Source organism: Streptosporangium sp. NPDC049376 (assembly GCF_044466505.1).
In the GTDB taxonomy this organism is placed as follows: domain Bacteria; phylum Actinomycetota; class Actinomycetes; order Streptosporangiales; family Streptosporangiaceae; genus Streptosporangium.
On record NZ_JBITMT010000004.1, the window covers coordinates 334,963 to 350,910 of the forward strand.

Below are 15,948 nucleotides of genomic sequence, written 5' to 3' on the forward strand. Positions count from 1 at the left end.
AATACGCCCCGCGCCGGGCGACACGACAACGGGAAGGTGGGGAAATGACGACCGGGTGGTCTCGGGAGGAGGTCTTCGCGGCGCTCAGGGGGTGTCTGCTGCGGGTGAGGGTCTTGACGGAGGGGGCCTTCGTCGTCGATGTCGTCGCGGAGCCGTACGGCATGCTGGTGGTCTTCCGCTGGAGGAAGGACCCGAACACCTACGCCGTCGAGGTCGCGTTTCCCACGGAGCCGAGGAACTCCGTGATCGGCGAACCGATGACCTCGCCGGACGAATGGGCGGCGGACGTCGGTTACCGCCTCGCGGAGGAACTCGCGACCGGGCTGGTCCGCCGGGGGCGCCGGACGGTTCGGGACGGCTACGTCGTACTGGACGTTCGCGACGCCCCGGACGCCTGGCCCACCGGGTTCCACGTCGGTGAGGTCCCGCTTGTGTCCCTACGGAGGGGGGTTCGTTTCACGCGGAGGAGGACGGTGGTTCCCGTGGCCGCGTCCGAGGCGGGCTCCTGGCTGGCCGAGGCGGGGATGGACGTGACCGTTCCCCGGAGGCTGGTCGCCGAGAACAGGCTCGTCTGCTGGTTGCAGGCCTACGCCGACAACGAGCGGGGAGAGCCTTCCGTCGGCCAGGCGGCGGCCTCCTGGGAGGACGCGCCGCGCACCACCGCCCGCCTGGAACTGGCGTACGTCCAGCCCGGCGTCCCCCCGCAGGTGCGTGCCGCGCTGGTGCGCGTCGTGATCCACGAGGCGGCCGAGGTGGGTGCCCTACAGGTGGTCACCGCGCTCGACGTTCCCGAACTCCACGAACTGGGGTTCCGGCCCCTGGACGGCGGCGGTCTCGCGCTTCACACCACCGTCGCCGAGCCGCCCTCCACGCCCGGAGGCTGACCCGGCCCACCGGGGAGGACGGTCTGGGGAGGACGGTCAGCGGCGGCGGATCTTCACCTCGCGCATGTCGACGGCCGAGACCGACAGGTCGCCGTGGCCGTACTCGCCGAGTCTGGCCTTGACGGCGGCCAGGGCCAGTTCGACGGCCTCGGCCTCTCCCTCCTCGTCGTCGACCGTGATGACGTAGCGGAAGCTGAACGGCCCGATGGCGGCGTCGTAGGCGAAACCGCCCTCCCTGGTGAAGCCGTTGAGCAGCATGTCGCGGTCGGCCAGTCGCGCGGTCAGTTCGGCCCTCTGGTCGTCGGTGAGACCGATGAACCTGCCTCTGATGGTCACCCGGTAGTCGTGCATCAGTCCTTCTTTCGCGTGTCGAGTGCCGCCCAGGAGTCGAGGAGGAGGGCGACGGCGTCGGTCGCCGTGCGGTCGTCGACGTCGTCGGGGGTGAGCAGCCTCTGTACGAGCAGGCCGTCCTCCAGGGCGTGGACGATCATGGAGAGCAGTTTCGGGTCCGCGGGCGGGCCCGCGTCCCGGCGGACGAGCTCCCGCCGTACCCCCTCGGTGATCGCGTCTCTGGCGAACAGCTCCCGCTGGGCGAGCAACGGGCGGATCTCCGGGTTGCGCAGGGCGTAGAGGAGGAGCTCAAGGCGTAGCGCCAGCCAGCTCTCCTGGTGCTCGGCGTGGTCGCGGTGCCAGGCGTACAGCAGGCTCGTCAGATGCTCGGACGAGGTGGCCCGGCCGCACATCTCGGCCAACTCCTCCCGTGCCCGTTCGGTGCGCCTGGTGAGCAGTGCGACGACCAGCTCGTGCTTGCCGTCGAAGTTGCCGTAGAAAGCCCCTCGGGTGTAGCCGGCCCGCTCGGCGATCTGTTCGATGGAGGTGCCGTTGACCCCGCGTTCCGCGAACAGCTCCGAGGCCGAGGCCAGTAACTTGCGCCTGGTCTCCTCACGGCTCTGCTCCCTTGACAACCGCATCCACATACCTCCGCGCTCAGATACAGGAGTGTATCTGAAAGTGATCAGTGCGGACGCGTGCCGCGGACCCGGACGGAACGTGCGATGTACCCGGGGTCGGATCACTCAATCCGCACAGCCGGGACGGTACGGCCGGCGGTGGTTTCGCCCGTGGAGGAGTGGAGGGCAAAGACCCGTCCACGGGACGGCACCGGGACGGGCGAGGTTTCCCCGGCGTCGGTGACGACTCACCGGTCAAGGGGCAGCAGATTCATATGGCACAGCACCATATGGCACACAACACGCGGATGACGGGCTGGATCGGCTGGATCTGGTTCGCGGGCGTGGTCATGATCGTGGACGGCTTCTTCAACGCCATCTCCGGTCTGTACGCGATCTTCAACAACGATCTCTACGTGCAGATCCGCGACAAGCTGCTGGTGCTCAACCTCACCGGATGGGGCTGGGTCCACCTCATACTCGGCATCCTGCTCGTGGCCGTCGGCATCACCCTGCTGATGGGTCAGGAGTGGGCGCGGATGGCGGCCGTCGTCCTCGTGGCGGTCAACGCCATCACCCAGATGGCCTGGCTCGCGGCCAATCCGTGGTGGTCCATCGTCGTCATCGCGGTCGACGTCGTCATCCTGTACGCGCTGATCGTGCACGGGCGTGAGGCCGCTGCCCTGCGGGACTGATCCTCTCGCCCGGCTCGGACGGCGGAGGCAGCGGCGCCTCCGAGGGACGGGTCCCGTCGAACAGGAGCGCCAGGTATCTCCGGTGGCCGTCGAGACCCGTCGGGCCGATCGTGGCCAGGGTCATCACCACCATCGCCGCCAGGTCGCGGACCAGCAGGTCGGCGCGGACCAGTCCGCGCCGCTGGGCGTCGGCGAGCACGTCGCCCAGCGGCGCGCCGAACCGCTCGAACAGGGACTCGGTGAACGCGCCCGCCTCCCGTGCCGCGGTGAGCAGGGCGCGGTGCGCGGCCAACGTGTCCACGATGGCGCCCAGCGCCTCGGCGAGCCCCTGCCGAGGGTCGGCCGCCCGGCGGGCCGCCAGCGCGTGCGGCTCGACCTCCTCGGTGAAGTACGTCTCGAAGCAGGCTCTGATCACGCCGTCACGGTCGCCGAACCGCCGGTAGACGGTGGCGATCCCGACCCCGGCCCTGCGGGCGATCTCATCGAGGGGTACGGCGGTGCCCCCCTCCCGCAAGGCCGTGATCGCAGCCCTGACGATCCTGTCGGAGTTGCGCAGGGCATCGGCTCTGTGTCGTTGCTCTGGCACACACCGAACGCTAGCAGTCCGGATGCGGACGGTTACCAGGCGACCTGCAGGGAGGTCAGGCCGTACACCACGTGGAAGGTGCGGAAGTGCGCCTCGGGATCGACGACGCGCAGCCCGGGGAAGCGCCGAAGCAACGCAGGGAAGGCGACCCGCATCTCCATCCGCGCCAGCGGGGCCCCCAGACAGTGGTGTACGCCGTGTCCGAAGGCCATGTGGCCGTAGGCGCCCCTGGTGATGTCCAGCTGCCCGGGATCGGGCACGAACGCGGCGTCGCGGTTGGCCGCGGGCAGGGAGCACAGCACCAGCTCGCCCGGTTCGATGACCTGCCCCGCGACCTCGACCTTCGTCGTCGCCATCCTGAAGCCCCCGGAGTGGACGATGCTGAGCCAGCGCATCAGCTCCTCGATCGCCGCCTCGACACGCTCGGGCTCCTTCCTGAGCAGGTCGAGCTGGTCGGGGTGGCGCAGCAGGGCCAGCGTGCCGATGCCCAGCATGTTGGCGGTGGTCTCGTGCCCGGCCACCAGCAGCAGGCTGCCGATGCCGGCGAGTTCGTCGTCGCTCAGCTCGTCGCCGTGCTCGCGCACCAGCATGCCGAGCAGTTCCTCGCCCGGGTCCGACTTGACGTGGGCGACCAGCTCGGCCATGTACTGCCGCGACTCACGCTGGGCCGCGATCCGCTCCTCCGGCGCGAGGGACAGGTCAAGCAGCCTGCCGGTCCTGCGCTGGAAGTCCTCCCGATCGGCGTACGGCACGCCGAGCAGCTCGCAGATCACCAGCGAGGGGATCGGCAGCGCGAAGGAGGAGACCAGGTCGGCGGGGGATCCGGCCTTCTCCATCGCGTCCAGATGGTCCTCGACGATGCGCGTGATCCGGGGTTCGAGCCTGCGCATCCGGCGCAGCGTGAACTCCGGCGTCAGGATCCGGCGTATCCGGGTGTGCTCAGGAGGGTCGAAGGAGAGCAGGTTGCCCGCGCGCAACCTGGCCTTCTCCTCCTCGGTCCGGTACGGATCACCGGGCACGGGGTAGTGGCTCTGCCAGTCGTTGCTGAAGCGCTCGGCGTCACCGAGCACCGCCCGTACGTCGTCGTGGCGGGTGACCAGCCAGGCGTCGAAGCCCAGCGTCGTCGTGATCCGCCTTATGCCCTCCTCGTCCCGAAGTGTCTCCAGCTCGGGAGCGGGGTCGAACCCCGCCCGCCACATGTGCAGCGGCAGCGCAATGGACTCGGTCATGCGACCCCCCGGTTGACTTACCTTCCGGCCGTTCTGTTCCTTCCCAAAAACGATAGCAACCTATCGATTAGTGGCAAAGAATTACTCACCGGTTGTCAGTCCAAATTGGGATTTGTCTTGCTCTTCCCTGCGAAGGTGCAGGGATTTTGGGTACCGGTGCTTCCTTCCACATATGCCCGCTTGAGCAGGCAAGATGGTGGTTTGGTGGCGTTTCGGATGCTCTCTGGAGGCAAAATTGTCATGCCCGTTTCGCTCTCCGCCCGCGAAGTGCCGAACCGGAACGCGCCGATCGCCCCGCGCGGGGTTTGCCGCGAACCCGCTGCGTCACCGTGGCCCTTCGTGGCGTCCGCCCGCGTGCCGTCCGGCCCGGCACGCGGGCGACCAGCGCAGGCACCCCTCCCTCCCCGCTTCCGTTTATCGGACAAGCGGATGATGGGCGGTGCACGGCGGCGCGCTGTTCCTTGTCGCGCGTGATCGGATCGTGAAACGGGCCTGCAGGAGCCATGGATCGTCCTCGCCGGGGCGATTGGGGAACCTGATGTTCGTGTTGTTCCGGCGGAGCGTCGGCGACGTGAAAACCGGCCCTGTGGCGACCGCCGGGGCCGAGATTCAGTCGTCGGCACGGGGTTCCGCGGGGGCCGAGTCGGTGAGGATTCGCGGCGTTGCCGCCTTCGGCGCCGTGCTCCCGGCCGTTTCCCGCTTCAGGGGAATCCGGGAAAAAGGCTCCGGTCCGGCGTCCCGTGATGCCGAACCGAACCCCGCTCCGGCGTGTCCACGACGAGAACGCATCGTCAACACGCGACTCCCCTCCGCTTATATAGCTTTTTATCATAACGGAGGGTTATATTTCCGTTTGTGATCCCCCTTGGGGAGTTTCGGGGATTTATTCGGATGTTTTGGTCAGTCAAGAACCCCGATGCGGGCCACGTCGGTGATGAAACTGACCTTTGTTCCGCCGAGAGAGGCGGACACATGCCAGCAGCCAAGATGGGGAAGCGGCAGTGAGATGGGCTGCACACCGGGCACCGGGTAGGGGCCGGGGCTCTCCCCCCGCACGGTCTCACCCGTCTTGACCGAGACGGCCTCGACCGTCAGCGCCTCGTCACGATCCCGCCACCACACCGTCTTGACGGCCACCGTCTCGCCGGAACGCTTGTAGGCGACGTCGGTCGTGTCCAGCAACGTCCACAGGCCGCCCACGCCGTACCAGTCGCCGGGGGTCAACTGCTCCTGCCGGAACTGTTCGCCCACGTCCTGCGGCATGTCACCCCGGCTGCGCAGCTTGGTCACCGGGCACCCCTTGGTCTTCTTGCCGGGCACCCCGGGACCGACCGTCACGGCGGGCCGGGGAACGGGCGACGACGGCGCCGAGACCGACGCGGCCAGGGACGAAGGCGGCGAGGACGACGGCGCCGGAGCGGGGATCCGGGCGCTCACGGCGCTCCGGCCACAGGCGGAGACCGTCGCCAGCAGCACGAGGACGACGGCGACCCGGCTCCCGCGCATCAAGTGAGCCGGGCGAGCTCGGGGGCCCCGGCGCTTCCTCCGGAGAATGAGGACTTTCGCCATGCGGTGGTGCTCAGGTCCATTCCTGTTTACCTTCCTCTGGCATGAGATGACACCGGTCCCCGCACCGTGAGGGGCGGGCCGGTGTCATCCGACGCGTCGTCCTGTGACCGATCAGGAAAAAACCCTAGACCAACCTGTCGAACTCACCGGTTTTGACGCCTTCGACGAACGTCCGCCATTCGGCGGCGGTGAAGAGAAGGCTGGGCCCGTCGGGGTTCTTGCTGTCACGCACCGCCGTGCCGCCTGTCAGACCGGCGACCTCGACACACTGCCCACCGTTTCCGCCGGAGAGTGAGGACTTTCGCCACACAGTGGTGCTCAGGTCCATTCCTTTTTCACTTCCTCGATCATGCGGAGGGATGCGTGCTCAGGATAGGCCCACAGTCGTATGGCTTCATAGCGTTTCCAGACGGAGGCGACGGTCTCGCGCTCGGAGGAAACCCGTCCATCTGCCGAAGAATCCACATGGACGATGTCGGGATCGCCGTTCGGAAGTTTTGCGATCATGAAAGCGCCGAGCATTCCCGGCAGGCATTCCGGGGCGACGAGCTGAAGGGAGACAGAGGGGTGTCTCACCGCGTCGAGCAGATGGTCGAGCTGCTCCCGCATCACCTCGGGGCCGCCGACCGGGCGCCGCAGCACACCCGTGTCCATGAGGACCAGCAGGGAGGGAGGGTTCCGCTGGTCGAGGATCTGCCGCCTGCGCATGCGGGCCTGGACGCGTTCGTCCACCTCGGTGGCGGTGATCCTCGGCTCCAGGCTGAAGATCCGCCGCGCGTAGGCCTCGGTCTGCAACAGCCCGGGAATCAGCAGGGGGTCCCAGGAGTGCAGGGCCAGCGCATTGGGTTCGATCTCCTCAACCCAGCCCATGAACCACTTCGGGCCGCCCGGTCTGGCCACGATGCGCCGGTGCAGACCGACGAAATGCTGTCTTTCGGCCAGGTTGAAAATCTGGTCCAGCTTCTCCGCGTCCGCCCTCGACGGGGTACGGGTGGCCATCTCCAGCCTGCTGATCTGGGTCTGCGTGCATCCGAGACGGGCGGCGACGGCGGACTGGGACAGGTGCGCCGCCTCGCGCAGGCGCCGCATCTCCACGCCGAACCGCACACGAGGGGAACCGGGGTCGAGGGAGGGGACGTCACCCATCGTGACCCCTCCGGGACGCCGGTGACCCGGTTCCCGGTGTCGTCCCGGCATCGGGAGGGGAACGGAAACCAGACCGGGAAAACCAATCAACTGTCATTGTCCTGCCCACTCTGACCTGGGAATCCTTTTCACGGGAACTCTGACCTCGAAAGCAGTCCGACAAATAATCCATAACTCATGGTGAGGGGGACGGTACCAGGCGTTTTCGTGCCGGGACACCGTCGGATGGAACAGACCGGTACGGCAATTTTTCACTTCTTGGGTGTGCTCATTCAAGCCATGTTGTGTTTCTTTGCGCTGCCTTCGGCAGCGCGGGCTTGGGCGCTGCGGGTCGGTGCTTTCCCTCGTCACTGTGTCCCTTTGCTCCGCCTGGCGGCGTCGCGGGCTCGGGCGCCCTGAGTCGGTGCTTTCCCTCGTCACTCCGTCGCTTCGCTCCTGCGTTCCTCAGTCCAAGCACCGACGCGCCCAAGCCGTGTTTTTTGCTCCGCCTGGCGGCGTCGCGGGCTTGGGCGCCCTGAGTCGGTGCTTTCCCTCGTCACTCCGTCGCTTCGCTCCTGCGTTCCTCAGTCCAAGCACCGACGCGCCCAAGCCGGACACTCCTCACGCACGGCACCGGTAAAGCACAGGCGAACCCCTCACTCGCGACACCGGTAAAGCACCGGCGAATCCCTCACGCACGGTGTTGGTAAGACACAGGCGAACCCCTCGTGCGCGGCGTTGGGAAAGCAGAGGCCAAACCCCTGGGCACGGCATCGGTAAGGTACAGGCCAAAGCCTCACGTGCGGCGCCGGGGAGTTGAAGCCGACCCTCACGCGCGGTAATCGGTAAGGCCGGAGAACAAACCTCCGTGTGCGGCGTGGGGAAAGCTCGGGCCTCCGGTTCGCGGTGGTGGGAAGGTACAGATCGAATCGGGTCAGATCGGTTTGCTCAGCCGTACGTCTTCTTCGGTGAAGCCCAGGGAGCGGTAGAAGGCGCGGGCGGGGAGGTTGGCGGCGCCGGTCTCCAGGGTCACGCGGTGCAGGCCGTGCGCGCGTGCCCATGACTCGGCCGCGGACATCAGGGCGCTTCCCACACCCGTGCGTTCGGCCTCGGGGGAGACGACGAGTTCGCCGACGTAGGCGTCCCGTGAGCCGGTGAAGTGCGTGCGGGTGGTGACCGTGACGAACCCCGTGACGTGGCCGTCGCGAACCGCCACGAACACCTCGTGGTCGTCGTTGCCCGTCCGTTCCAGGGACCCGGTCACCCAGCCGAGTACGGCGGTGCCCACGGCGCCGGGGTCCCGCCAGGTCGCGACTCCCTCGGCCAGGCGGGGGGCCAGCGCGAGCACGGCGGCACGGTCTTCGGGGAGGTAGGGGCGGACGGTGATCATGGACGTGATTCTGGCACCGTACCGGGGGCCGAAAAAACAGCCGCGGCGCGCCGGGTTCGGGACATGTGGGGGTTGTCCGGAGCCCCGGCGAGCGGCGGGTCACACGTCGACGAGGGGAGTCCGACGCCGAAGAGCCTCGAATGAGGGGGAACCCCTACGAAGGCTGGTAGAGCTGGATCTCGGCGTTCGGCGGCAGGCCGAACACCTTGCGGCCCTCGACCCGGTTCTCCTCGCTCAGCGCGGAGAAGTCGGAGTCGCTGATCTCCAGGGCCCGGGGCGCCCCTTCGGCGGAGAACATCTCCCGCACCGAGGAGCGCACCAGGTCCCCCTCAAGGGCCTCCTGGATGTCGATGACGCGGTAGGTCTCGCCGTTCGGTTCGACGGTCAGCAGTGACAGGTTCTTGTACTGGCTGCTGGCCAGGAGCTTCTGCCCGACCCGGGCGTACTCCTCGCACGAGGCGGCGATGCCGACGAGCTGCTGGCTCTCGCTCTTCTTCCGAACCTCGACGAGGTTCTCGTGACAGAACATCCTGGGCTTGAGTTCCGGCTTCAACGCGGCCAGCACCTGGGGCTTCTCCCGCTTGGGATCGGCCGTCTCCAGGTACCGGTCGATGGCCTCCATCAGGGAGGCGCGCGTCTTGTCGCCGACGACGACGACCGGCTCACGCGCGAGGCCCGTCGAGTCCGGCTCCTGTAACTGCCAGATCATCCAGCCTGCGACACCGACTACGAGCACGCCGCCGATGATGCCCGACGTGAGGGGGAGCGATTTCATCGGTAGATGATTGCCTATCCGCCACCCAGCGTCCATAGGCCGGGAGCGGGCCGTTCACCGGCCGTTCCCCGGAGGGGTTCCCACCGCAGCAGCCCGTCCTTCCAGCCGGACTCCCGAAGGGTCCTCTCCATGATCTGCCTGCGCCTGGGCGGGAAGGCGGTGGAGAAGCCCCTGCCGCACTCCAGGTCCTCAAGGGACGCCCTGATCTCCCTGTCCAGGTGCGGCGTGGCCACCTCGGGGAGCTTCTGGAGTTCGGGCCTGGAAGCGCTTCCAGCCGTCGCCCTCGACCAGACTCGGCGTGGGCCGCCCTGGTCCGCGGCCCGCCGACGACCAGGGACGCGTCCCGGCTCCGCGGTCTCCAGCAGGGTCGCGACCGGTTCGTCCCTGTGGGCATCCCTGTACGAAACGGGGACAACCCAGCAGTAGTCGCCGGTAGCGCCGTTCCAGGAGCCCCACGCCCACCCCCGTCGGAGCGTGGGGACCCATGGCGGCGGTCATGAGAACGCCGGTCCGGGCATGGTTCGCCCGGTTACGATCTGAGCCGTCCTCCGCATGCGCGGAGCCTCCGCCGTCACCAGGGACTTTCCCTCGTCGGTGAGCCGGAAGTGTCTCCGCGGCCTGCCGTTGACGATCTCCTCGCGGTCCACGGCGATCAGCCGTTCGCCGTGAGCCGGTCCAGTGCGCCGTACAGCGTGCCGACCGGCAGCCTCACCCGGTTCTCCGACAGTTCAAGGGTCTGCTTGATGACCCCGTGTCCGTGCAGCGGTCCGTCGAGCAGGCAGGCGAGGATGGAGTAGGTCGGCTCGCTGACCACCGGTGATCCTTTGACCATGAGAGAGACCATGCTTCGCCCGGCGAAGTATGGTCAGGCCCGGCCGGTCAGGCGGGAGACCGGGTGCCCCCGGGGAGTTTGGTGAGCAGGGCGCGCAGGGCGCGCAGCTCCTCCTCGCCGAGGTCGAGCAGCTCTGGGGGTGTCATGTGCATCCCCCTGGTCATCTCCTCCTTCGTCGTCACGCCCAGCGGGGTCAGGACCACGAGTCTGACGCGCCGGTCACCGGGGCGCGGACGCCGTTCGGCCATGTGGAGGCGTTCGAGCCGGTCCACGGTCCAGGTCGCGGTCGAGGCGTCGCAGCTCCACTCGGCTGCCAGTTCCTTCATGGTGCGGCCGGTCTCCCCGTCGAGGGAGTCCAGCGCCTTGGCCTCGGTGGGGGTCAGTCCGAGTCCGGTGAGCACGGCGTCCCTGCGGGGCCGAGTGTGCATGATGAATCCGAACATGCTGCGCCACACCTGCTCGGCGACGGTGGTCTTGTCACTGTCGTCTGCCATGTGCTGAGCATACTGAGGCGGCGACAGGTATTTAAGCGATCAAAATATTTGATAGCTCAGTTATTTTGACTTGTCCAAGATTTTCCGTGTACGGCACGCACACGGCACGGACAGGCCTGTCCGGCGCCCGTCCATGAAACCGGTCCGGCCGGTGTGACACGGGGAAAACCCCGAGATCAGCACCGTCGACACCCGGGTACGACCGGCGAAGCGCGGGGGAAAGCCACCGGGTGGTGGCAGGATGTCCCGCATGTCAGATCGTCAGGTGACCTACGACGACGTGGTCGCCGCCCGCGAACTACTGGCCGATGTGGCCCTGCGAACCCCTCTGGTGCACTCGCACGTCCTCTCGGCGGCCATCGGCGGTCCCGTCCACCTCAAGTGCGAGAACCTCCAGCGTTCCGGATCGTTCAAGGTGCGCGGGGCCTACGTCAGGATCGCGGGCCTGACCGAGGAGGAGCGGGCCCGGGGCGTGGTCGCGGCCAGCGCGGGCAACCACGCCCAGGGCGTCGCGCTCGGCTCCGGTCTGGTCGGCACCTCCTCCACGGTCTACATGCCGCACGGCGCGCCCCTGCCCAAGGTCGCCGCGACCAACTCCTACGGCGCGCGGGTGGTCTTCTCGGGTGACACCGTGGACACCGCCCTGGCCAGCGCCGTCGAGCACGCCGAACGGACCGGGGCGGTGTTCATCCACCCCTTCGACCACCCGGACGTCATCGCCGGGCAGGGCACCATCGGGCTTGAGATCCTGGAACAGCTTCCCGAGACGGGCACGATCGTGGTCTCCCTGGGTGGTGGTGGGCTGGCCGCCGGGGTGGCGCTGGCCGTCAAGTCGCTGCGGCCCGGCGTGCGGATCATCGCGGTCCAGGCGGAGCGGGCCGCCGCCTACCCGGCCTCGCTGGCCAGGGGCGAGCCGGTCACGGTCCCGCCCGCCACGACCATGGCGGACGGCATCGCGGTCGGCCGCCCGGGAGAGCTGCCCTTCGAGCTGATCCACTATCTGGTGGACAGTGTCCTCACGGTCTCGGAGAGCGAGATATCCCAGGCGCTGCTGCTGTGCCTCGAACGCGCCAAGCAGGTCGTCGAGCCCGCGGGCGTGGCGGGGGTGGCCGCGATCCTGGCCCATCCGCACGTGTTCGAACCGCCCGTGGTCGCGGTGCTGTCCGGGGGCAACATCGACCCGCTGCTGCTGTCGAAGATCCTCAGGCGGGGGTTGGCGGCGGCCGGGCGCTATCTGACCCTGCGCGTCCCACTGTCCGACCGCCCGGGGGAGTTGGCCGGCCTGCTGGCCGAACTGGCCGGCCTGGGCGCCAACGTGCTCGACATCGCGCACGAACGGATCGGCGTGCACCTGGGCGAGGCCGAGGTCCAGCTACAGCTGGAGACCAAGGGCCCCGCCCACTCGGACGAGGTGCTCGGGTCCCTGCGCCAGGACGGCTACCGGGTCATCTGCGACTGACCCCGGCCCGCCTACCAGGTGGTCGGCTTCCTCGGGGTGAACAGCCACGCGTCGAAGAGGTCGTCGAGCTGCCTTCCGGAGATCCGTTCGGACAGCGCGACGAACTCCGGGGTCGTGACGTAGCCGTACTTGTGCTCGGCGTTCCAGGTCTTCAGCACCCGGAAGAACGCCGGGTCGCCGATCCGCTGCCTGAGGGCGTGCAGCGTCATGGCACCCCGGGTGTAGACCGAGTCGTTGAACAGGTCGTCCGGCTTGGCGCGGCCCGGGGCGTACTTCCAGATGGCGGCACCGGAGTCGACCGCGTAGCGGTTGCGGAAGATCCGCTCGGCGCTGGCGTTGCCCTTGTGCTCGGACCAGAGCCACTCGGCGTAGGTGGCGAAGCCCTCGTTGAGCCACAGGTCCCGCCAGCGCCTGATGCTCATGCTGTCGCCGAACCACTGGTGGGCCAGCTCGTGGGCGATGACGTCGTCACCGGGGTTGAAACCGCCGTACATCGGCTTCGTCTGGTTCTCCAGGGCGTAACCCGCGGGGAAGTCGTCGATCACACCGCCGGTCGAGGAGAACGGATAGGGGCCGAACACCTTGCTCCAGTAGTCGGTGATCTTGGCCGACTGGTTGTAGAGCCGGTTGAGCGAGCCGCTGTAGCGCGGATCGACGGCCGCCACGTTCTTGGTGCCCAGAGCCGTCCTGCCCTCGCGCAGCTCGAACCTGCCCATCGTCACGGTGGCGAGGTAGCTCGCCATCGGGTGGCTCTCCCGCCAGTTGTAGGTCGTCTTCCCGTCCGAGGTGACCGGGCTGCCGACCTGCTCGCCGTTGGCCAGCGCGGTCACGCCCTCGGGGACGGTGATCTCGAAGTCGTAGCGCGCCTTGTCGGCGGGGTGGTCGTTGCCGGGGAACCAGGTCCGCGCGCCGTTGGGCTCGCAGGCGACGAACGCGCCGTCCGAGGTGGGGATGAACCCGTACGTCCCGAGGTTGGGGGAGTTGCGCACCGGCTTCGGCTCCCCGGCGTAGGTGACCTCGACGGTGAAGGCCGACCTGTCGGGAATCATCCTGGGCGGGGTCACGACGAGTTCGTCCCCGGAACGGGAGAAACGCGCGGGGGCGCCGTTCACGGTGACCTTGCCGACCGTGAAGCCGGACAGGTCGAGGTCGAACCTGGACAGGTTCTGGGTCGCCTTGGCCTGGATGCCCGCGACACCGGAGAGGTACTTCCGCTCCGGGTCGTAGTCGATCTTGAGTCGGTAGTGGCCGACGTCGTAGCCGCCGTTGCCGTCGTTGGGGAAGTCGGGATCGCCGATGCCGGCCGCTCCCGCCCTGCCCGCGTGCCGGGCCGCCACCCCGTCATCGGGCATGGAGCCGTCGGCGACGACCGTGGTGGAGCCGCTGTCCCCCTGCGACGCCGACCCGCAGGCGCCGATTGTCCCGATGAGCACCGCCGTCGCCACGACTGCGAGCCTGCCGGACGCCATGATCACAGATCCCCCTCCCGCGCCCGGTCGTGCCGGGCGTCCTGTCGCACACTACGCGAGCGAGACGGGGGAGCTCAGATGATCAGGAATCCACGACCACGGTCTTGGCCGCCATGTCGTGGATGGCCTGTTTGCGGCTGGTGAAGAGGATGAAGGCGAGGTTGATCCATCCCAGGCAGCAGGTGGCGTACAGCACCCACGCGACCAGTTCGCGGAGCGCGGCCTGCCCGACGCCGACTCTGCGCCCGCTGATGTCGGTCACGCGCAGCCCGAACAGCTTCTTGCCCACGGTCCTGCCGTCCCAGAAGGCGGTCAGCAGCCAGTAGTAGAGGAAGCCGACCACGCTCGCCAGCAGCGTGTGCTGCACGGGGATCTGGACGAAGACGCCCTTCTTCGTGTCCCACACGGTGTTGAACGACTCGTAGGTGAAGGGCGAGGAGATGATCCCGACGATGATGATGTCCAGGATTCCGGCGAACAGCCGGCGCCAGCGTCCGCCGAGCCTGGGCGGCCCGGCGCCGTACCCGGGATACTCCGGCCCCGGCGGTCCCGCGCCGTGCCGGGGACCGTACGGCCCGGCGGGGCGCCCGGGGCCCGGCGGCTGGTCGGACCAGGAGGGAGGTCCTGAACTGTCCGATGGTGGTGATCCCATAAGTCGTGAATCACCGCATAACGGCTATTCCAAAGCCAAGGGGAGTTACAAATTGTCCCTCACGCCCCGCGAGGCCACACAGGCGCACAAATGTTGACAGGGAAACCGGGCGCCCGCGGGACACGCGGGCGCCCGGAGAGGGACTACAGGTTGCCGCGAAGGTCCTGCTCGCGCTCGATCGCCTCGAACAGCGCCTTGAAGTTGCCCTTGCCGAAGCCGAGCGACCCGTGCCGCTCGATCAGCTCGAAGAACACCGTCGGGCGGTCCTGCACCGGCTTGGTGAAGATCTGCAGGAGGTAGCCGTCCTCGTCGCGGTCCACGAGGATCTTGCGCTGCTTCAGCTCCTCGATCGGCGCCCTGACCTGGCCGATGCGGGCCCGCAGCTCGGGGTCGTCGTAGTAGGAGTCGGGAGTGTCGAGGAACTGCACCCCGGCCGCGCGCATGTGGTCGACGGCCGTCAGGATGTCGTTGGTGGCCAGTGCGATGTGCTGCACACCGGGGCCGCCGTAGAACTCCAGGTACTCGTCGATCTGCGACTTCTTCTTGGAGATCGCGGGCTCGTTGAGCGGGAACTTCACCTTGCGGCTGCCGTCGGCGACCACCTTCGACATCAGCGCGGAGTACTCGGTCGCGATGTCGTCACCGATGAACTCCGCCATGTTGGTGAAGCCCATGATCCGGCCGTAGAAGTCGACCCACTCGTCCATCTTGCCGAGTTCGACGTTGCCCACGCAGTGGTCGACGGCCTGGAACACCCGGCCGTTCTTCACGTCGGGACCCGGGACGATCGGCTGGGCGGCGACGTACCCGGGAAGGTAGGGGCCGCTGTAGTTGGAGCGGTCGACCAGGGTGTGCCGGGTCTCGCCGTAGGTGGCGATCGCCGCGAGCACGACCTTGCCGTGGTCGTCCTCGACCGTGTACGGCTCGACGAGGCCCGTGGCGCCCCTGGCGACCGCGCCGCGGTAGGCCGCCTCGACGTCCGGGACCTCGATGGCCAGGTCGATCACGCCGTCCCCGTGCTCGGCGACGTGCCGGGAGACCCCGGTGCCCGGCCGTACGGCGCCGCGGAACTCGAAGCGGGCGCTTCCTGAGGTGAGGACGTAGGCCACCTCTTCACGGCTGCCGTTCTCCGGCCCGCGATAGGCCACCAGCCGCATGCCGAAGGCGCTTGAGTAGTAGTGGGCGGCCTGCTTGGCGTTGCCGACGGCGAAGACCACGGCGTCCATGCCGTTCACGGGAAAGATGTCGCTCATACGAATACTGTCCGTTTCGATGAGCTGGTTGTGCAAGAGTTAGCTTATTTAGTGGACAATGTGTGCAATCGACTGCCACTCCCACCGGAGTACCTGTACACAATGACGATTGATCACCTTGACGCGCGGCTCATCGCGCTGCTCGCCGCGGAACCGAGGCTGGGCGTGCTGGAGTGCTCCCGGCGGCTCGGGGTGGCCAGGGGGACGGTCCAGGCCCGCCTCGACCGGATGGCCGCCAGGGGCGTGATCACCGGATACGGCCCCGACGTCGCCCCGGCCGCCCTCGGCTACGTGGTGACGGCGTTCGTCACCCTGCAGATCCGGCAGATCAGCGGCCACGTCCCCGTCGCCGACCAGCTCGCCGCCATCCCCGAGGTGCTGGAGGTCCACACGATCACCGGCGGTGACGACATGCACTGCCGGGTCGTGGCGCGCAGCAACGCCGACCTGCAACGGGTGATCGACCTGATCGTGGAGGTCCACGGGGTGGTCAGGACCTCCTCGGTCATCGCCTTGGACACACCCGTGCCATACCGGGTCCTTCCCTTGGTGGCCGACGCGCCGCGTCAGGGGAGGACCTAGCCGT

Annotated in this window: 19 protein-coding genes; 4 read left to right on the forward strand and 15 right to left on the reverse strand. The window is 68.1% G+C overall.

What is annotated here, in order from left to right:
- Window positions 1-44 precede the first annotated feature (44 nt).
- Window positions 45-884, forward strand: a complete 840-nt coding sequence (locus ACIBVQ_RS14470; protein ID WP_399177816.1) for a hypothetical protein — start codon at window positions 45-47, stop codon at window positions 882-884.
- Window positions 885-920: 36 nt separating this feature from the next.
- On the opposite strand, the gene ACIBVQ_RS14475 is transcribed toward ACIBVQ_RS14470, so the two are convergent.
- A complete protein-coding gene (locus tag ACIBVQ_RS14475) occupies window positions 921-1,235 on the reverse strand; it encodes a DUF6204 family protein (protein ID WP_399177818.1) in 315 nt (104 codons plus the stop codon).
- Entirely contained in the window at window positions 1,235-1,855 is a 621-nt protein-coding gene (locus ACIBVQ_RS14480) for a TetR/AcrR family transcriptional regulator (protein WP_399177820.1), read from the reverse strand. The genes ACIBVQ_RS14475 and ACIBVQ_RS14480 overlap by 1 nt, the downstream gene beginning before the upstream one ends.
- Before the next feature lie 269 nt (window positions 1,856-2,124).
- On the opposite strand from ACIBVQ_RS14480, the gene ACIBVQ_RS14485 reads away from it, so the two are divergent.
- Complete coding sequence (locus ACIBVQ_RS14485; RefSeq protein WP_362776697.1) at window positions 2,125-2,529, forward strand: hypothetical protein; 405 nt, start codon at window positions 2,125-2,127, stop codon at window positions 2,527-2,529.
- Here ACIBVQ_RS14485 and ACIBVQ_RS14490 read toward each other — a convergent pair.
- From ACIBVQ_RS14490 to ACIBVQ_RS14535, 10 genes are all read right to left on the reverse strand, one after another.
- Entirely contained in the window at window positions 2,474-3,115 is a 642-nt protein-coding gene (locus ACIBVQ_RS14490; protein ID WP_399177822.1) for a TetR/AcrR family transcriptional regulator, read from the reverse strand. The two genes, ACIBVQ_RS14485 and ACIBVQ_RS14490, sit on opposite strands and share 56 nt — an antisense overlap.
- Before the next feature lie 32 nt (window positions 3,116-3,147).
- On the reverse strand, window positions 3,148-4,344 hold the full coding sequence (locus tag ACIBVQ_RS14495) for a cytochrome P450 (protein WP_399177824.1): 1,197 nt from the start codon (window positions 4,342-4,344) through the stop codon (window positions 3,148-3,150).
- A gap of 900 nt (window positions 4,345-5,244) precedes the next feature.
- A complete protein-coding gene (locus ACIBVQ_RS14500) occupies window positions 5,245-5,850 on the reverse strand; it encodes a hypothetical protein (protein WP_399177826.1) in 606 nt (201 codons plus the stop codon).
- Window positions 5,851-6,037: 187 nt separating this feature from the next.
- Complete coding sequence (locus ACIBVQ_RS14505; protein ID WP_352013845.1) at window positions 6,038-6,241, reverse strand: DUF397 domain-containing protein; 204 nt, start codon at window positions 6,239-6,241, stop codon at window positions 6,038-6,040.
- Window positions 6,232-7,110, reverse strand: a complete 879-nt coding sequence (locus tag ACIBVQ_RS14510) for a helix-turn-helix transcriptional regulator (protein WP_362914086.1) — start codon at window positions 7,108-7,110, stop codon at window positions 6,232-6,234. Before ACIBVQ_RS14510 ends, ACIBVQ_RS14505 begins: the two co-directional genes overlap by 10 nt.
- An 862-nt stretch (window positions 7,111-7,972) precedes the next feature.
- Window positions 7,973-8,428 (reverse strand): GNAT family N-acetyltransferase, encoded by a 456-nt coding sequence (locus ACIBVQ_RS14515; RefSeq protein ID WP_399177829.1) that lies wholly within the window; start codon window positions 8,426-8,428, stop codon window positions 7,973-7,975.
- 154 nt (window positions 8,429-8,582) lie between these two features.
- A complete protein-coding gene (locus ACIBVQ_RS14520; RefSeq protein WP_352013841.1) occupies window positions 8,583-9,203 on the reverse strand; it encodes a hypothetical protein in 621 nt (206 codons plus the stop codon).
- A 14-nt stretch (window positions 9,204-9,217) separates the two neighbouring features.
- Window positions 9,218-9,436: a hypothetical protein gene (locus tag ACIBVQ_RS14525; RefSeq protein ID WP_399177831.1), complete on the reverse strand. Its 219-nt coding sequence runs from the start codon at window positions 9,434-9,436 to the stop codon at window positions 9,218-9,220.
- 419 nt (window positions 9,437-9,855) lie between these two features.
- A complete protein-coding gene (locus tag ACIBVQ_RS14530) occupies window positions 9,856-10,035 on the reverse strand; it encodes a PadR family transcriptional regulator (RefSeq protein WP_399177833.1) in 180 nt (59 codons plus the stop codon).
- A gap of 47 nt (window positions 10,036-10,082) precedes the next feature.
- The gene (locus tag ACIBVQ_RS14535) at window positions 10,083-10,529 is read right to left on the reverse strand and encodes a MarR family transcriptional regulator (RefSeq protein ID WP_362914094.1); all 447 of its coding nucleotides are present in this window, start codon (window positions 10,527-10,529) and stop codon (window positions 10,083-10,085) included.
- A 250-nt stretch (window positions 10,530-10,779) separates the two neighbouring features.
- Here ACIBVQ_RS14535 and ilvA point away from each other — a divergent pair, with 250 nt between their 5' ends.
- Window positions 10,780-11,988, forward strand: a complete 1,209-nt coding sequence (gene ilvA / locus ACIBVQ_RS14540; RefSeq protein WP_352013837.1) for a threonine ammonia-lyase — start codon at window positions 10,780-10,782, stop codon at window positions 11,986-11,988.
- Between the two features lie 11 nt (window positions 11,989-11,999).
- Here the strand turns inward: ilvA and ACIBVQ_RS14545 are convergent, their stop codons facing one another.
- The 3 genes from ACIBVQ_RS14545 to hppD form a co-directional block, all read right to left on the reverse strand.
- A complete protein-coding gene (locus tag ACIBVQ_RS14545) occupies window positions 12,000-13,457 on the reverse strand; it encodes a M1 family metallopeptidase (RefSeq protein ID WP_399178035.1) in 1,458 nt (485 codons plus the stop codon).
- 82 nt (window positions 13,458-13,539) lie between these two features.
- Window positions 13,540-14,109, reverse strand: a complete 570-nt coding sequence (locus ACIBVQ_RS14550) for an RDD family protein (protein ID WP_399177836.1) — start codon at window positions 14,107-14,109, stop codon at window positions 13,540-13,542.
- A gap of 143 nt (window positions 14,110-14,252) precedes the next feature.
- On the reverse strand, window positions 14,253-15,362 hold the full coding sequence (gene hppD, locus ACIBVQ_RS14555; RefSeq protein ID WP_352013835.1) for a 4-hydroxyphenylpyruvate dioxygenase: 1,110 nt from the start codon (window positions 15,360-15,362) through the stop codon (window positions 14,253-14,255).
- Between the two features lie 102 nt (window positions 15,363-15,464).
- On the opposite strand from hppD, the gene ACIBVQ_RS14560 reads away from it, so the two are divergent.
- Window positions 15,465-15,944 carry an Lrp/AsnC family transcriptional regulator gene (locus tag ACIBVQ_RS14560; protein WP_352013834.1) on the forward strand — a complete coding sequence of 160 codons (480 nt, stop codon included), beginning with the start codon at window positions 15,465-15,467 and terminating at the stop codon, window positions 15,942-15,944.
- Window positions 15,945-15,948: the final 4 nt, after the last annotated feature.

Bases quoted from the DNA above. Each gene is read 5' to 3' on its own strand.
- ACIBVQ_RS14500 (WP_399177826.1), bottom strand. From the start codon at position 5,850: ATGCGCGGGAGCCGGGTCGCCGTCGTCCTCGTGCTGCTGGCGACGGTC.
- ACIBVQ_RS14520 (WP_352013841.1), bottom strand. From the start codon at position 9,203: ATGAAATCGCTCCCCCTCACGTCGGGCATCATCGGCGGCGTGCTCGTA.
- ACIBVQ_RS14545 (WP_399178035.1), bottom strand. From the start codon at position 13,457: ATGGCGTCCGGCAGGCTCGCAGTCGTGGCGACGGCGGTGCTCATCGGG.
- ACIBVQ_RS14495 (WP_399177824.1), bottom strand. From the start codon at position 4,344: ATGACCGAGTCCATTGCGCTGCCGCTGCACATGTGGCGGGCGGGGTTC.
- ACIBVQ_RS14535 (WP_362914094.1), bottom strand. From the start codon at position 10,529: ATGGCAGACGACAGTGACAAGACCACCGTCGCCGAGCAGGTGTGGCGC.
- ACIBVQ_RS14515 (WP_399177829.1), bottom strand. From the start codon at position 8,428: ATGATCACCGTCCGCCCCTACCTCCCCGAAGACCGTGCCGCCGTGCTC.
- hppD (WP_352013835.1), bottom strand. From the start codon at position 15,362: ATGAGCGACATCTTTCCCGTGAACGGCATGGACGCCGTGGTCTTCGCC.
- ACIBVQ_RS14485 (WP_362776697.1), top strand. From the start codon at position 2,125: ATGGCACACAACACGCGGATGACGGGCTGGATCGGCTGGATCTGGTTC.
- ACIBVQ_RS14560 (WP_352013834.1), top strand. From the start codon at position 15,465: ATGACGATTGATCACCTTGACGCGCGGCTCATCGCGCTGCTCGCCGCG.
- ACIBVQ_RS14510 (WP_362914086.1), bottom strand. From the start codon at position 7,110: ATGCCGGGACGACACCGGGAACCGGGTCACCGGCGTCCCGGAGGGGTC.
- ACIBVQ_RS14505 (WP_352013845.1), bottom strand. From the start codon at position 6,241: ATGGACCTGAGCACCACTGTGTGGCGAAAGTCCTCACTCTCCGGCGGA.
- ACIBVQ_RS14530 (WP_399177833.1), bottom strand. From the start codon at position 10,035: ATGGTCAAAGGATCACCGGTGGTCAGCGAGCCGACCTACTCCATCCTC.
- ACIBVQ_RS14475 (WP_399177818.1), bottom strand. From the start codon at position 1,235: ATGCACGACTACCGGGTGACCATCAGAGGCAGGTTCATCGGTCTCACC.
- ilvA (WP_352013837.1), top strand. From the start codon at position 10,780: ATGTCAGATCGTCAGGTGACCTACGACGACGTGGTCGCCGCCCGCGAA.
- ACIBVQ_RS14470 (WP_399177816.1), top strand. From the start codon at position 45: ATGACGACCGGGTGGTCTCGGGAGGAGGTCTTCGCGGCGCTCAGGGGG.
- ACIBVQ_RS14480 (WP_399177820.1), bottom strand. From the start codon at position 1,855: ATGCGGTTGTCAAGGGAGCAGAGCCGTGAGGAGACCAGGCGCAAGTTA.
- ACIBVQ_RS14550 (WP_399177836.1), bottom strand. From the start codon at position 14,109: ATGGGATCACCACCATCGGACAGTTCAGGACCTCCCTCCTGGTCCGAC.